Source organism: Pseudomonas frigoris, assembly GCF_047758635.1.
GTDB classification, from domain to species: domain Bacteria; phylum Pseudomonadota; class Gammaproteobacteria; order Pseudomonadales; family Pseudomonadaceae; genus Aquipseudomonas; species Aquipseudomonas frigoris.
Genome location: NZ_CP180479.1, coordinates 5,858,728 through 5,874,286, shown reverse-complemented (window position 1 = coordinate 5,874,286; position 15,559 = coordinate 5,858,728). Strand labels below are relative to the sequence as shown.

Sequence of the window (15,559 nt, the reverse complement as noted above, 5' to 3'; positions counted from 1 at the left end):
AATATTTGGAGAAACGCTGACGTGTTTCGCGGAGCTAACGCTATCAGTCTCGACGCAAAGGGCCGTCTCGCTATGCCGAGCCGGTACCGTGACGAGCTCGTTTCGCGTAGTTCCGGTCAGTTAATCGTCACAATTGATGCCGTTGATCCGTGTTTGTGTGTTTACCCCCTCGACGAGTGGGAAATTATTGAAACCAAACTGCGCGCACTGCCTTCGCTTCGCGAAGAGAACCGCCGCCTGCAACGTTTACTGATTGGTAATGCCGTCGACCTCGAGCTCGATGGCAGTGGTCGTTTTCTGGTTCCGCCGCGTCTTCGTGAATATGCCAAGTTGGATAAGCGCGCGATGTTGGTAGGCCAACTGAACAAGTTCCAATTGTGGGACGAGGATGCCTGGGATGCGGTTTCTGCCGCTGACCTGGCTGCCATTCAACAACCGGGCGCCATGCCTGATGAACTGCGTGATTTGATCCTGTGACTATTGATAGCGGCTTTAACCACATCACCGTACTGCTTGACGAAGCCGTGGAGGCTCTCGCCGTACGTCCTGATGGCTGCTATCTGGACGGTACGTTCGGGCGCGGCGGACACAGCCGGTTGATCCTCAGCCAGCTCGGCCCCGATGGTCGGGTGCTCGGATTCGACAAAGATCCTCAAGCGATTGCCACCGGGCAAACGCTAGCGGCCGAAGACGGCCGCTTTGTCGTTGTACAGCGCAGCTTCGCCGAGCTCGGTTCGGAAGTCGCCGAACGTGGTCTGGCCGGCAAGGTCAGCGGCGTTTTGCTCGACCTCGGCGTATCTTCGCCGCAGCTCGACGACCCTGAGCGCGGCTTCAGTTTCCTCAATGATGGCCCGCTGGACATGCGCATGGACCCGTCCCGCGGGATCAGCGCTGCCGAATTCGTCAACACCGCCCCGGTGGAAGAAATCGCCCGGGTGTTCAAGCAATACGGCGAAGAACGTTTCTCCGGCCGGATGGCCCGTGCCGTGGCCGAGCGTCGCGACATCAAGCCGTTCGAGCGCACTGCCGATCTGGCTGAAGTCCTGAAAGTCGCCAACCCTGCATGGGAAAAGGGCAAAAACCCGGCGACCCGTGCGTTCCAGGGCTTGCGTATTCACGTCAACAACGAACTGGGTGATCTGGAAGCCGGCCTCGAAGCCGCACTGGAATGCCTGGAGGTCGGCGGCCGCCTGGTGGTCATCAGCTTCCACTCGCTGGAAGACCGCATCGTCAAACTGTTCATGCGCAAACTGGTGAAAGGCGAAGCCGACAACCTGCCGCGCAACCTGCCGGTACGTCACGTCGCCTTCGAACCAATAATCAAAATCCATGGCAAAGCGCAGTCCGCCTCCGAGGCCGAACTCAAAGCCAACCCACGCTCCCGTAGCGCCGTCATGCGCGTCGCGGAGAAGCTGCGGTGAGCAAGCTTTTCGCCAAGCCACTTCCCGGCGGAAGCTTTTTCATGTTTCTGCTGTTTATTGGCGTGCTCGTGTCGGCCATCGGCGTTTCCTATAGCGCCCACTGGAACCGTCAACTGTTGAACTCCCTGTACAACGAGTTGAGCGTGCGCGACAAGGCGCAAGCGGAGTGGGGCCGTTTGATTCTCGAACAGAGCACCTGGACCGCCCACAGCCGTATCGAAGTCCTGGCGACCGAGCAATTGAAGATGCGCATTCCTGGCGCCGCTGAAGTGCAGATGGTGGCGCCATGATGAAACTCGAGGGCGCACTCTTTCCATGGCGGTTCCGCCTGGTGCTGGGTTTGCTCGGCGTCATGGTCGCGGCGATTTCCTGGCGCATTATCGATCTGCAAGTAGTCGACCGTGCCTTTCTTAAAGGTCAGGGCGATGCGCGCAGCGTTCGTCATATCCCGATTCCGGCTCACCGTGGTCTGATCACCGACCGTAACGGCGAGCCTTTGGCCGTGAGTACCCCAGTCACCACCCTTTGGGCCAATGCCAAGGAAATGCAAACGGCCAAAGAGAAGTGGCCTGCACTGGCGGCTGCCTTGGGGCAGGACCCGAAAGCCCTGGCCGAACGTCTCGAGGCCCAGGCCAACAAAGAATTCATTTATCTGGTGCGCGGGCTGACCCCCGAACAGGGCCAGTCGGTGCTCGATCTGAAAGTGCCGGGCGTTTATGGCATCGAAGAATTTCGTCGTTTCTACCCGGCCGGTGAAGTCACTGCCCATATGGTCGGTTTTACCGACATCGATGACCACGGTCGTGAAGGCGTCGAGCTGGCCTACGACGAATGGCTGGCCGGGGTCCCCGGCAAGCGACAGGTGATCAAGGATCGGCGTGGCCGACTTATCAAGGATGTTCAGGTCACCAAAAACGCCAAGGCCGGAAAGCCCTTGGCGTTGTCCATTGACCTGCGTCTGCAATACCTGGCCAACCGTGAACTGCGTAACGCGATCATCGAGAACGGCGCCAAGGCCGGCAGCCTGGTGATCATGGACGTGAAGAGCGGCGAGATCCTCGCCATGGTCAACCAGCCGACCTACAACCCGAACAACCGTCGCAACCTGCAACCGGCGATGATGCGTAACCGCGCGATGATCGACGTGTTCGAACCGGGTTCGACCATGAAAGCGATTTCCATGAGCGCCGCGATCGAAACCGGGCGCTGGAAACCAAGCGACACTGTCGAGGTGTATCCGGGCTCCTTGCAGATTGGTAAGTACACCATCAAGGACGTATCGAAGACCGAAGGCCCAGTGCTCGACCTCACCGGCATCCTGATCAACTCCAGTAACGTCGGCATGAGTAAGGTCGCCTTCGATATCGGTGGCGAAACGATTTTCCGTCTGGCGCAAAAAGTCGGCCTCGGCCAGGACACCGGCCTGGGCTTCCCGGGCGAGCGCGTCGGCAACCTGCCGAACTACCGCGAATGGCGCAAGGCTGAAACCGCCACGCTGTCGTACGGCTACGGTATCTCTGTGACCGCGATCCAGTTGGTCCACGCCTTCTCGGCCCTGGCCAATAACGGTCGCCTCGCGCCGTTGACCCTGATCAAAACGGACAAGCCACCGCAAACCACTCAGGTATTGCCGGAAGCGGTCGCGAAAACCATGCAAGGCATGCTGACCCAAGTGATCGAAGCCCCGCGCGGTGTGTTCCGTGCGCAAGTACCGGCGTATCACGTGGCAGGCAAGTCGGGTACTGCGCGTAAGACATCTGTGGGCACCAAAGGCTACGCCGAGAATTCCTATCGGTCGCTGTTCGCAGGCTTTGGCCCGATGAGCGATCCGCGTTACGCAATCGTGGTGGTGATCGATGAGCCGACCAAGGCCGGTTACTTCGGTGGTCTGGTATCGGCCCCGGTGTTCAGCAAAGTGATGTCCGGGACCTTGCGCCTGATGAACATCACCCCGGACAACCTGCCACCTACTCAACAAGCGAACGCAGCACCGGTCGTTCCGCTGAAAGCCAATGGAGGGCGCGGCTGATGTCTCTGAGTCTGAACAAGATTTTCGCCCACGCCGGCCGCGATCTGTTGATCCGCGAACTGACCCTGGACAGCCGCAACGTGCGGGCTGGCGATCTGTTTCTCGCCGTCCCTGGCGGCAAGTTCGACGGTCGCGCACACATCGCCGACGCCCTGCAACGCGGCGCTGCCGCTGTGGCGTATGAAGTCGAAGGCGCGACCGTATTGCCGATTACCGATGTTCCGCTGATTCCGGTCAAAGGCCTGGCGGCGCAGCTGTCGGACATCGCCGGACGTTTTTACGGTGACCCTAGTCGGCACCTGAACCTGATCGGCGTGACCGGCACCAACGGCAAAACCAGCGTGACGCAGTTGGTTGCGCAAGCCTTGGATTTGCTCGGCCAGCACTGCGGCATCGTCGGCACGTTGGGCACCGGTTTTTACGGCGCGCTCGAAAGCGGCTTGCACACCACGCCGAACCCGATCGCCGTGCAGGCAACCCTCGCCGACCTGAAAAAGGCTGGTGCCAAAGCCGTCGCCATGGAAGTTTCTTCCCATGGTCTGGATCAGGGCCGCGTTACCGCACTGGCGTTCGATGTGGCGGTGATGACCAACCTGTCCCGCGATCACCTGGATTACCACGGCACCATGCAAGCCTACGGTGAAGCCAAGGCCAAGCTGTTTGCCTGGAACGATTTGAAGTGCCGGGTGGTCAACCTCGACGACGAATTCGGCCGCCAACTGGCAGCCGATAAACGCGAGTCGCGCTTGATCACCTACAGCCTGGAAGATGCCAGCGCTTATCTTTATTGCCGTGAAGCGCAGTTCGATGACGAAGGCGTGCGCGCCACGCTGGTCACGCCGCAGGGTGAGCATCACTTGCGCAGCACCTTGCTCGGTCGCTTCAACCTGAGCAACGTACTGGCCGCGGTCGGCGCCTTGCTGGGTCTGGACTACGCGCTGGATGAAATCCTCAACGTGCTGCCGAAACTCGAAGGCCCGGCCGGACGCATGCAGCGCCTCGGCGGCGGTACTCAGCCGCTGGTAGTGGTTGATTACGCCCACACACCGGATGCGCTGGAAAAAGTCTTGATGGCCCTGCGTCCTCACGCCAAAGGCCGTTTGCTGTGCCTGTTCGGTTGCGGTGGTGATCGCGATCGCGGCAAACGTCCGCTCATGGCTGAAGTGGTCGAGCGTCTGGCTGACGGCGTGCTTGTGACCGATGACAACCCGCGCACCGAAGACCCTGCCGTGATCTTCGACGACATCCGCGCCGGTTTTACCGCTGTGGATAAAGTCACCTTCGTCGCTGGCCGTGGCCGGGCGATTGCACAATTGATCGCCAGCGCTTCGGCAGATGACGTGATTGTCCTGGCCGGTAAAGGTCACGAGGACTATCAGGAAATCAACGGCCAGCGTCACGCTTTCTCCGATCTGGTCGAGGCCGATCACGCCTTGACCGCGTGGGAGGTGGCCCATGCTTAAGGCCTTGAAACTGAGCGAACTGACCGGCGCGCTGAATGCCCGCTTGGTCACTGCCGATGCCAGCTTCGACGGGGTCAGCATCGACAGCCGCGCGATCAAACCAGGCCAACTCTTTATTGCCCTGACCGGTCCGCGCTTCGATGGTCATGACTATCTCAATGACGTAGCCGCAAAAGGCGCCGTAGCGGCGCTGGTCGAGCATGAAGTCGCCGACAGCACACTGCCGCAATTGCTGGTGAAAGATACTCGTCAGGCGCTGGGGCAACTCGGTGCGTTGAACCGTGCGGCCTACACCCATCCTGTCGCAGCGATCACCGGTTCCAGCGGCAAGACCACGGTCAAGGAAATGCTCGCCAGCATCCTGCGCACGCGCGGTCCAGTGTTGGCGACCCGTGGCAACCTGAACAATGACCTCGGCGTTCCGCTGACCCTGCTCGAACTCGCACCGGAACATACCGCTGCGGTGATTGAACTGGGTGCTTCGCGGCTCGGCGAAATTGCCTACACCGTCGACATGACCAAGCCTCATGTGGCCGTGCTCAACAACGCCGGGACCGCCCACGTCGGCGAGTTCGGCGGGCCGGAAAAAATCGTTGAAGCCAAGGGCGAGATTATTGAAGGGCTGGATGCCGATGGCGTCGCCGTTCTCAATCTTGACGACAAGGCGTTCGACATCTGGAAGACCCGCGCTGCCGGTCGCAAAGTGCTGACCTTCGCCCTGAGCAATGTCAGTGCCGATTTCTACGCCAGCGATCTGGACCGCGACGCTCGCGGTTGCCCGGTGTTCAACCTGCACACTCCTGAAGGTATGGAGCGCGTTCAACTGAACCTGCTCGGCACCCATAACGTCGCCAATGCCATGGCCGCCGCCGGCGCCGCCCATGCGCTGGGCGTGTCTCTGTTCGGCATCGCCACCGGTCTCGGCGCGGTGCAACCGGTCAAAGGTCGCACCGTCGCGCAACTGGCCACCAATGGCATGCGCGTAATCGATGACACGTACAACGCGAACCCCACCTCCGTGTGCGCCGCCGTTGATATACTCGCCGGCTTTTCCGGCCGCACCGTTCTGGTGCTCGGGGATATCGGCGAGTTGGGCGATTGGGCGGAGCAGGGGCACCGCGATGTGGGCGAGTACGCCCGCGGCAAGGTTTCCGCGCTTTACGCTGTCGGGCCAATGATGGCCCACGCCGTGAACGCTTTCGGCGAGCAGGCCTATCACTTCAGCACTCAGGCTGAACTGATCAAGGCCCTGGGCGCCGAGCAAGACACAAACACCACCATTTTGATCAAGGGCTCGCGCAGCGCTGCGATGGAAAACATCGTCGCCGCTTTGTGCGGGACCAGCCTGGAGAAACATTAATGCTGCTGCTGCTAGCGGAGTATCTGCAACAGTTCTACAAAGGCTTCGCGGTCTTTCAGTACCTGACCCTGCGCGGGATTCTCGGTGTGCTGACCGCGTTGGTTTTGTCGCTGTGCTATGGCCCGTGGATGATCCGCACTTTACAGAACCGTCAGATCGGTCAATCCGTTCGTAACGACGGTCCACAATCGCACCTGTCCAAGTCCGGCACCCCGACCATGGGCGGCGCGCTGATCCTGTCGTCCATCGGCGTCAGCACGTTGCTTTGGGCTGACCTGACCAACCGTTATGTGTGGACCGTTCTGCTGGTGACCTTGTTGTTTGGCGCGATCGGCTGGGTCGACGATTACCGCAAAGTGATCGAGAAGAACTCCCGTGGCTTGCCGAGCCGCTGGAAGTACTTCTGGCAATCGGTGTTCGGCCTGGGCGCGGCGATCTTCCTTTATATGACCGCAGCGACACCGGTGGAAACCACCCTGATTTTGCCGATGCTCAAGGACCACAGCATTCCGCTGGGCATAGGCTTCGTCGTCCTGACCTACTTCGTGATCGTCGGCTCGAGCAACGCGGTCAACTTGACCGATGGCCTCGACGGTCTGGCGATCATGCCCACCGTAATGGTCGGCGGCGGGTTGGGGATCTTCTGCTACCTGTCGGGTAACGTGAAATTCGCTGAATACCTGCTGATCCCGTATGTACCGGGCGCAGGCGAGTTGATCGTGTTCTGCGGCGCCTTGATCGGCGCGGGCCTCGGGTTCCTCTGGTTCAATACGTATCCGGCTCAGGTGTTCATGGGCGACGTCGGCGCACTGGCGCTGGGCGCGGCACTGGGCACCATCGCGGTGATCGTCCGTCAGGAAATCGTCCTGTTCATCATGGGCGGCGTGTTCGTGATGGAGACCCTGTCGGTCGTCATTCAGGTTGCTTCCTTTAAGCTCACCGGTCGCCGTGTGTTCCGCATGGCACCGATTCACCACCACTTTGAACTCAAGGGCTGGCCCGAGCCGCGCGTGATCGTCCGTTTCTGGATCATCACCGTGATTCTCGTGCTGGTTGGCCTTGCCACCCTGAAGCTGAGGTAGAACGAGTGTCTCTGATCGCTTCTGACCACTTCCGCATCGTTGTCGGCCTCGGCAAGAGCGGCATGTCCCTGGTTCGCTTCCTGGCGAACCGGGGCACGTCGTTTGCCGTCGCCGATACGCGGGAAAATCCACCGGAACTGGCCACGCTCAAGCGTGACTATCCGCACGTGGAAGTGCGTTGTGGCGAGCTGGACGTCGAATTCCTGTGCCGCGCCGACGAGCTCTACGTGAGCCCCGGCCTGGCGCTGGCGACCCCGGCCCTGCAGGCTGCCGCCGCCCGTGGCGTGAAATTGTCCGGTGACATCGAGCTGTTCGCGCGTAACGCGAAGGCGCCGATCGTCGCCATCAGCGGTTCCAACGCGAAAAGCACCGTCACCACACTGGTCGGCGAGATGGCTGCGGCGGCCGGCAAGCGTGTCGCCGTTGGCGGCAACCTTGGCACGCCGGCGCTGGACCTGCTCAGCGACGACGTCGAGCTGTACGTGATGGAACTGTCGAGCTTCCAGCTCGAAACCACCGATCAACTCAACGCCGAAGTGGCGACCGTGCTCAACGTCAGCGAAGACCACATGGATCGCTACAGCGGTCTGCCGGCCTATCACCTGGCCAAGCACCGGATCTTCCGGGGTGCCAAGCAGTTTGTGGTCAACCGTCAGGATGCCCTGAGCCGTCCGCTGATTGGCGAAGGCCAGCCGTGCTGGACCTTCGGTTTGAGCAAACCTGATTTCAAGGCATTCGGTATCCGCGAAGAAGACGGCGAGAAGTACCTGGCCTTCGAATTCCAGAACCTGATGCCGGTGCGCGAGTTGAAAATTCGCGGCGCCCACAACCAGTCCAACGCCCTGGCGGCATTGGCGCTGGGCCACGCGGTCGGCCTGCCGTTCGACGCCATGCTGTCGAGCCTGCGTACTTTTGCCGGGCTTGAGCATCGCTGCCAATGGGTCCGTGACCTGAATGGCGTGGGCTACTACAACGACTCCAAAGCCACCAACGTCGGCGCCGCACTGGCTGCCATCGAAGGCCTGGGCGCGGACATCGACGGCAAGGTCGTGCTGATCGCCGGTGGAGATGGCAAGGGCGCCGAGTTCAATGATCTGCGTGCTCCGGTGGCGGTCAACTGCCGCGCCGTGATCCTGATGGGCCGCGACTCCGACAAGATCGGTGAGGCCATTGGCGATGCCGTGCCGCTGATCCGCGCCGCTTCGCTGATCGAAGCAGTCGAGCAGTGCCGCGCCGCTGCGCAACCGGGCGACGTCGTGCTGCTGTCGCCCGCCTGCGCCAGTTTCGACATGTTCAAGAATTACGAAGACCGTGGTCACCAGTTCGTCCGCGCTGTGGAGGATCTGGTATGAGCCTGATGAACATCATCAAACCCTATCCGTCGCCGATCATCACCGGACGCGGCATCGACCTCGACTTCCCGATGCTCGCCGGCTGCCTGGCATTGATCGGCCTCGGGCTGGTCATGATTGCATCGGCATCGACCGAAGTGGCGGCTGTGCAGTCGGGCAGTGCCCTGTATTACATGATTCGCCACCTTATCTACATTGTGCTGGGCCTGGGTGCCTGCATCGTCACCATGATGATTCCGATCGCCACTTGGCAACGCCTGGGCTGGCTGATGCTGATTGGTGCGTTCGGTTTGCTGGTAATGGTGATCATCCCGGGGATCGGCCGTGAAGTGAACGGTTCGATGCGCTGGATCGGCTTCAGTTTCTTCAACGTTCAGCCGTCGGAAATCGCCAAGGTATTTGTCGTCATTTACCTTGCCGGTTACCTGGTGCGTCGCCAGAAAGAAGTGCGTGAAAGCTGGATGGGCTTCTTCAAGCCATTCATCGTTTTGCTGCCGATGGCGGGTCTGTTGCTGATGGAGCCGGACTTCGGTGCCACCGTCGTGATGATGGGGGCTGCTGCTGCGATGCTGTTCCTCGGCGGGGTCGGGCTGTTCCGTTTTTCCCTGATGGTTGTCCTGGCGGTCGCGGCGGTGGTGTTGCTGATTCAAGTGCAGCCGTATCGAATGGCGCGCCTGACCAACTTTGCGGATCCGTGGGCCGACCAGTTCGGTGCCGGCTATCAGTTGTCTCAAGCGTTGATCGCTTTTGGTCGCGGCGAATGGCTGGGCGTTGGCCTGGGCAACAGCGTGCAGAAACAGTTCTACCTGCCGGAAGCCCACACCGACTTCGTGTTCTCGGTCCTGGCCGAAGAACTGGGTGCCGTGGGTTCGTTGTGCACGGTAGCGCTGTTCGTCTTTGTCTGTATTCGTGGCATGTACATCGGTTATTGGGCCGAGAAGGCCAAGCAGTTTTTCGCCGCCTACATCGCGTACGGCTTGTCGTTCCTGTGGATTGGTCAGTTCCTGATCAATATCGGGGTGAACGTCGGTCTGCTGCCAACCAAAGGTCTGACCCTGCCGTTCCTCAGTTATGGCGGTAGCTCGTTGGTGATCTGCTGTGCCTGTCTCGGCTTGTTGCTGCGCATTGAATGGGAAAGTCGAACCCACTTGGGCAGCGAAGAGATGGAGTTCCATGAGAGCGACTTCGCCGAGGAGCCGACCCATGGGCGCTAACGTATTGATCATGGCGGGCGGCACCGGTGGCCACGTGTTCCCGGCGCTGGCCTGTGCTCGCGAATTCCAGGCCCGTGGTTACACCGTGCATTGGCTCGGGACCCCGCGTGGCATCGAGAACGATCTGGTTCCGGTGGCCGGCATCGAATTGCATCGGATCAATGCCAGCGGTCTGCGTGGCAAGGGCAAGCTGTCCCTGCTCAAGGCTCCGTTCATGTTGCTCAAGTCGATCTGGCAGGCGCGGGCGATCATTCGTCAGCTGCGGCCGGTGTGTGTCGTCGGCTTTGGCGGTTATGTGACCGGTCCTGGTGGCGTTGCAGCCAAACTGGCCGGCGTGCCGGTGATCGTTCATGAACAGAACGCCGTAGCCGGTACCGCCAATCGGTTGCTGGTGCCGTTGGCCGCCCGAGTCTGTGAAGCGTTCCCCGACACCTTTACCCTGTCGGGCAGCCGTCGGACCACCGGTAACCCGGTGCGCACCGAGCTGTTCCTCGAAACACCGCGACAGGCTCTGGCCGGTCGCAAGGCGCGTTTGCTGATCCTGGGTGGAAGCCTGGGCGCAGAACCGTTGAACAAGTTGCTGCCTGAAGCCCTGTCGCAAGTCGCCCCCGACCTGCGTCCGGAAGTGTTTCATCAGGCCGGCAAAAACCACGATGAAGTGACTGCAGAGCGCTATCGCGCGGCTGGCGTCGAGGCGCAAGTGCAGCCTTTCATCAATGACATGGCCCAAGCCTATGGCTGGGCCGACCTGGTGGTGTGCCGCGCAGGCGCGCTGACCATCAGTGAACTGGCCGCCGCCGGTCTGCCCTCGATGCTGGTGCCTTTGCCCCACGCGATCGACGATCACCAGACCCGCAACGCCGATTATTTGGCCCGTGAAGGCGCTGCCTTCCTGATGCCGCAAAGAACGACTGGCGCAGCGGATCTTGCCGCACGCCTGACAGAGGTCCTGATGCAACCACAACGACTCACCGACATGGCCACCGCGGCACGCCGCCTGGCGAAACCCGATGCAACCCGTAACGTGGTCGACACCTGCCTGGAGGTGGCCCATGGTTGAGAATCAGAAAGCCATGCCGCAACCGGAAATGCGCCGCATCCGTAAAATCCACTTCGTCGGTATCGGCGGCGTGGGCATGTGCGGCATCGCGGAAGTGTTGTTGAACCTGGGCTATGAAGTGTCCGGTTCCGACCTGAAAGCCTCGCCGGTGACCGAACGCCTGGAATCCTTTGGCGCGCACATCTATATCGGCCACCGCGCCGAGAACGCGGCGAACGCTGACGTGCTGGTCACCTCCAGCGCCGTGAACACCTCCAACCCAGAAGTCGCCACTGCCCTGGAACGCCGCATCCCGGTGGTGCCTCGCGCTGAAATGCTGGCTGAGCTGATGCGCTACCGCCACGGCATCGCCGTCGCCGGTACCCATGGCAAAACCACCACCACCAGCCTGATCGCTTCGGTGTTTGCCGCCGGTGGCCTGGACCCGACATTCGTGATCGGTGGCCGTCTGAATGCAGCGGGCACTAACGCCCAGCTTGGCACCAGCCGTTACCTGATCGCTGAAGCTGACGAAAGCGACGCCAGCTTCCTGCACTTGCAGCCGCTGGTGGCCGTGGTCACCAACATCGACGCCGATCACATGGCGACCTACGACGGCGACTTCAACAAACTGAAGAAAACCTTCGTCGAGTTCCTCCACAACCTGCCGTTCTACGGTTTGGCGGTGGTGTGCCTGGACGATCCGGTGGTGCGTGAAATCCTGCCGCTGGTCAAACGCCCGACGGTCACCTACGGCTTCGGCGACGATTGCGACGTGCGCGCGATCAATGTGCGCCAGCAAGGCATGCAGACCTTCTTCACCGTGCTGCGCCCTGACCGCGAGCCGTTGGATGTCTCGGTGAACATGCCGGGCAACCACAACGTGTTGAACGCACTGGCAACCATCTGCATCGCCACCGATGAAGGCGTCAGCGATGAAGCCATCGTCCAGGGCCTGTCCGGGTTCCAGGGTGTCGGCCGACGCTTCCAGGTCTACGGCGAACTGCCGGTAGAAGGCGGCAACGTGATGCTGGTCGACGACTACGGTCACCACCCGACCGAAGTCGCAGCGGTCATCAAAGCCGTGCGCGGTGGCTGGCCGGAACGCCGTCTGGTGATGGTCTACCAGCCGCACCGTTACAGCCGGACCCGCGACCTGTACGACGATTTCGTCAATGTATTGGCCGACGCCAACGTTCTGCTGCTGATGGAAGTCTACCCGGCCGGTGAAGAACCGATCCCGGGCGCTGATAGCCGCAAGTTGTGCAACAGCATCCGTCAGCGCGGTCAGCTCGACCCGATCTACATCGAGCGCGGCGTTGACCTCGCGCCCATCGTCAAGCCGCTGCTGCGTGCTGGCGACATCCTGCTGTGCCAGGGCGCCGGTGACATCGGCGGTCTCGCACCGAAACTGTTGAAAAGTCCGTTGTTCGCTGGCGCCATTGCCGCGCCAACTGTGGGGAAGTTGAAATGACTGCTGCTTACGCCAACCTCGTCTCCACTATTGCGCCGAAAGATTTCGGCCGCGTCGCCGTGTTGTTCGGCGGCAAAAGTGCCGAGCGTGAGGTTTCCTTGAAGTCGGGTAACGCAGTTCTCGACGCGTTGCTGAGCGCCGGTGTGGACGCGTTTGGTCTCGACGTGGGCGATGATCTTTTGCAGCGTCTGCTGAACGAAAAAATCGATCGCGCCTTCATCATTCTCCACGGTCGTGGCGGTGAAGACGGCAGCATGCAGGGCCTGCTGGAATGCCTGGGTATTTCGTACACCGGCAGCGGCATTCTTGCTTCCGCGCTGGCCATGGACAAGCTGCGGACCAAACAGGTCTGGCACAGCCTCGGTATTCCGACGCCACGCCATACCGTACTGAGCTCCGAGGCCGATTGTATTTCGGCGGCGACGGAACTGGGCTTCCCTTTGATCGTCAAACCGGCCCATGAAGGTTCAAGTATCGGGATGGCCAAAGTGACCTCCGCGTCGGAGTTGATCGACGCGTGGAAAGCGGCCAGTACCTACGATTCGCAAGTGTTGGTCGAGCAATGGATTCAAGGTCCGGAGTTCACCATCGCCACCCTGCGTGACCAGGTGTTGCCACCGATTGCCCTGGGCACGACGCACAGTTTCTACGACTACGACGCCAAGTACGTGGCTTCCGATACCCAGTACCGGATTCCGTGTGGCCTGGAGAGCAGCAAAGAAAAAGAACTGATGGACCTCACGGCGAAAGCCTGTGAGGCGCTGGGTATCGCCGGTTGGGGCAGGGCTGACGTGATGCAGGACGCCGACGGGCAGTTCTGGTTCCTGGAAGTCAATACCGCACCGGGCATGACCGATCACAGTCTGGTGCCGATGGCGGCTCGTGCTGCCGGTCTGGATTTCCAGCAACTGGTTTTGGCGATTTTGGCCGCTAGCGTTGCCAATAATGTTGAGCCGCGAGGTTAAGACCATGCAAGGCGCACAGCTGAGACATCAGCCCTCCGCACCACCCGGCCGCAAGCCGGTACCGCGGGGTGCCAGCCGAATGGTGGCCAAAGAGCCGATGTCTGCGCGCCTGCCGAAAGCCAATTTTGGTTTTCTGAAAAGCCTGTTCTGGCCCGTGCTGCTGGTCGCACTGGGTTTCGGTACTTACGAAGGCGCACAGCGTTTGCTGCCGTACGCCGACCGGCCGATCACCAAGATCAACGTGCAGGGCGACTTGAGTTACATCAGCCAGCAAGCGGTGCAGCAGCGGATCGCCCCGTACGTGGCGTCGAGCTTCTTCACCATCGATCTTGCGAGCATGCGCACCGAGCTTGAAACGATGCCATGGATTGCCCACGCCGAAGTGCGTCGGGTGTGGCCGGATCAAGTGGTGATCCGCCTGGAAGAACAACTGCCGGTGGCCCGTTGGGGCGATGAGTCGCTGTTGAACAACCAGGGGCAGGCGTTCACCCCGCGAGAGCTGGCGAACTACGAACACTTGCCACAGCTGTTCGGCCCACAACGGGCCCAACAGCAAGTGATGCAGCAATACCAGGTGCTGAGCCAGATGCTCAGGCCGTTGGGCTTCTCGATTGCGCGCCTGGAGTTGCGTGACCGAGGCAGCTGGTTCCTGACCACCGGCGCCGGCAGCGCAGGCCCGGGAATCGAACTGCTGCTGGGACGCGGCAACCTGCTGGAAAAGATGCGCCGCTTCATTGCCATCTATGACAAGACGCTTAAAGAACAGATTACGAACATTGCGCGCATCGATCTGCGCTACGCCAACGGCCTCGCTGTTGGCTGGCGGGAACCTGTAGCGCCCACGACAGCCCAACCCGCTGTCGCGAAGAATTAAGAAGAGGCAGGACCATGGCAAACGTGCAAAGCGGCAAAATGATCGTCGGTCTCGATATCGGCACCTCCAAGGTGGTGGCGCTGGTCGGCGAGGTCTCGGACGACGGCACGCTGGAAATCGTCGGGATCGGTACCCATCCGTCCCGTGGCCTGAAGAAAGGCGTGGTGGTGAACATCGAGTCCACCGTGCAATCGATCCAGCGCGCGATCGAAGAGGCGCAGCTGATGGCTGGTTGCCGCATTCACTCGGCGTTCGTCGGCGTGGCTGGCAATCATATCCGCAGCCTGAACTCTCACGGCATCGTGGCGATTCGTGATCGCGAAGTCAGCTCCGCCGACCTCGAGCGCGTTCTCGACGCCGCCCAGGCTGTAGCGATCCCGGCTGACCAGCGCGTGCTGCACACCCTGCCGCAGGATTACGTGATCGATAACCAGGAAGGTGTTCGCGAGCCGCTGGGCATGTCGGGCGTACGTCTGGAAGCCAAGGTTCACGTGGTCACCTGCGCCGTCAACGCCGCACAGAACATTGAAAAATGCGTGCGTCGCTGCGGCCTGGAAATCGACGACATCATTCTCGAGCAACTGGCGTCGGCCTACTCGGTCCTGACCGACGACGAGAAAGAGCTGGGCGTGTGCCTGGTGGACATCGGTGGCGGCACCACCGACATCGCGATCTTCACCGAAGGCGCGATCCGTCACACCGCGGTGATCCCGATTGCGGGCGATCAGGTGACCAACGACATCGCCATGGCGTTGCGCACCCCGACCCAGTACGCCGAAGAAATCAAGATTCGCTACGCCTGCGCCCTGGCCAAACTGGCCGGTGCCGGTGAAACCATCAAGGTCCCAAGCGTTGGCGACCGTCCACCGCGCGAGCTCTCCCGCCAGGCCCTGGCCGAAGTGGTCGAGCCGCGTTACGACGAGCTGTTCACGCTGATCCAGGCCGAACTGCGTCGCAGTGGCTACGAAGACCTGATCCCGGCCGGCATCGTGCTGACCGGTGGTACGTCGAAGATGGAAGGCGCGGTCGAATTGGCCGAAGAAATCTTCCACATGCCGGTTCGCCTGGGCGTGCCGCATGGCGTCAAGGGCCTGGACGACGTGGTTCGTAACCCGATTTATTCCACTGGCGTTGGCCTGTTGATGTACGGCCTGCAAAAGCAGTCCGACGGGATTTCGTTCTCGGGCATCAGCAGCCGCGACAGCTACAGCAACGAAGAACCGAAAGTCGCCTTGCTCGATCGCTTCAAGAGCTGGGTACAAGGCAACTTCTAAAGATTTACCGCA

Annotated in this window: 14 protein-coding genes; all 14 read left to right on the top strand. The window is 61.1% G+C overall.

The features are described 5' to 3' along the window. Positions 1–21 precede the first annotated feature (21 nt). Genes mraZ through ftsA form a run of 14 tightly spaced genes read left to right on the top strand, consistent with a single transcriptional unit; the run spans position 22 to position 15,547 of the window. Positions 22–477: a division/cell wall cluster transcriptional repressor MraZ gene (gene mraZ, locus ACMXYH_RS27035; RefSeq protein ID WP_008147486.1), complete on the top strand. Its 456-nt coding sequence runs from the start codon at positions 22–24 to the stop codon at positions 475–477. After that, on the top strand, positions 474–1,421 hold the full coding sequence (gene rsmH / locus ACMXYH_RS27030; RefSeq protein WP_008147489.1) for a 16S rRNA (cytosine(1402)-N(4))-methyltransferase RsmH: 948 nt from the start codon (positions 474–476) through the stop codon (positions 1,419–1,421). Before mraZ ends, rsmH begins: the two co-directional genes overlap by 4 nt. Then, positions 1,418–1,711 carry a cell division protein FtsL gene (gene ftsL / locus ACMXYH_RS27025; RefSeq protein ID WP_033053422.1) on the top strand — a complete coding sequence of 98 codons (294 nt, stop codon included), beginning with the start codon at positions 1,418–1,420 and terminating at the stop codon, positions 1,709–1,711. Before rsmH ends, ftsL begins: the two co-directional genes overlap by 4 nt. Then, on the top strand, positions 1,711–3,450 hold the full coding sequence (locus tag ACMXYH_RS27020) for a peptidoglycan D,D-transpeptidase FtsI family protein (protein ID WP_178084128.1): 1,740 nt from the start codon (positions 1,711–1,713) through the stop codon (positions 3,448–3,450). The genes ftsL and ACMXYH_RS27020 overlap by 1 nt, the downstream gene beginning before the upstream one ends. Next, complete coding sequence (locus ACMXYH_RS27015; protein ID WP_415765495.1) at positions 3,450–4,913, top strand: UDP-N-acetylmuramoyl-L-alanyl-D-glutamate--2,6-diaminopimelate ligase; 1,464 nt, start codon at positions 3,450–3,452, stop codon at positions 4,911–4,913. Before ACMXYH_RS27020 ends, ACMXYH_RS27015 begins: the two co-directional genes overlap by 1 nt. Continuing rightward, positions 4,906–6,273, top strand: a complete 1,368-nt coding sequence (locus tag ACMXYH_RS27010; protein WP_415765494.1) for a UDP-N-acetylmuramoyl-tripeptide--D-alanyl-D-alanine ligase — start codon at positions 4,906–4,908, stop codon at positions 6,271–6,273. Before ACMXYH_RS27015 ends, ACMXYH_RS27010 begins: the two co-directional genes overlap by 8 nt. Next, complete coding sequence (gene mraY, locus ACMXYH_RS27005) at positions 6,273–7,355, top strand: phospho-N-acetylmuramoyl-pentapeptide-transferase (RefSeq protein WP_033061333.1); 1,083 nt, start codon at positions 6,273–6,275, stop codon at positions 7,353–7,355. Before ACMXYH_RS27010 ends, mraY begins: the two co-directional genes overlap by 1 nt. A 5-nt stretch (positions 7,356–7,360) precedes the next feature. Continuing rightward, positions 7,361–8,707 (top strand): UDP-N-acetylmuramoyl-L-alanine--D-glutamate ligase, encoded by a 1,347-nt coding sequence (gene murD / locus ACMXYH_RS27000; RefSeq protein WP_415765493.1) that lies wholly within the window; start codon positions 7,361–7,363, stop codon positions 8,705–8,707. Then, complete coding sequence (ftsW, locus tag ACMXYH_RS26995; RefSeq protein ID WP_095130486.1) at positions 8,704–9,921, top strand: putative lipid II flippase FtsW; 1,218 nt, start codon at positions 8,704–8,706, stop codon at positions 9,919–9,921. Before murD ends, ftsW begins: the two co-directional genes overlap by 4 nt. Continuing rightward, positions 9,911–10,981, top strand: a complete 1,071-nt coding sequence (gene murG / locus ACMXYH_RS26990; RefSeq protein WP_415765492.1) for an undecaprenyldiphospho-muramoylpentapeptide beta-N-acetylglucosaminyltransferase — start codon at positions 9,911–9,913, stop codon at positions 10,979–10,981. The genes ftsW and murG overlap by 11 nt, the downstream gene beginning before the upstream one ends. Then, a complete protein-coding gene (gene murC, locus ACMXYH_RS26985) occupies positions 10,974–12,434 on the top strand; it encodes a UDP-N-acetylmuramate--L-alanine ligase (protein ID WP_415765491.1) in 1,461 nt (486 codons plus the stop codon). The genes murG and murC overlap by 8 nt, the downstream gene beginning before the upstream one ends. Then, positions 12,431–13,399, top strand: a complete 969-nt coding sequence (locus ACMXYH_RS26980; protein WP_415765490.1) for a D-alanine--D-alanine ligase — start codon at positions 12,431–12,433, stop codon at positions 13,397–13,399. Before murC ends, ACMXYH_RS26980 begins: the two co-directional genes overlap by 4 nt. A gap of 4 nt (positions 13,400–13,403) precedes the next feature. Continuing rightward, positions 13,404–14,273: a cell division protein FtsQ/DivIB gene (locus ACMXYH_RS26975; RefSeq protein WP_008147517.1), complete on the top strand. Its 870-nt coding sequence runs from the start codon at positions 13,404–13,406 to the stop codon at positions 14,271–14,273. 14 nt (positions 14,274–14,287) lie between these two features. After that, positions 14,288–15,547 (top strand): cell division protein FtsA, encoded by a 1,260-nt coding sequence (gene ftsA, locus ACMXYH_RS26970; protein ID WP_033061341.1) that lies wholly within the window; start codon positions 14,288–14,290, stop codon positions 15,545–15,547. Positions 15,548–15,559: the final 12 nt, after the last annotated feature.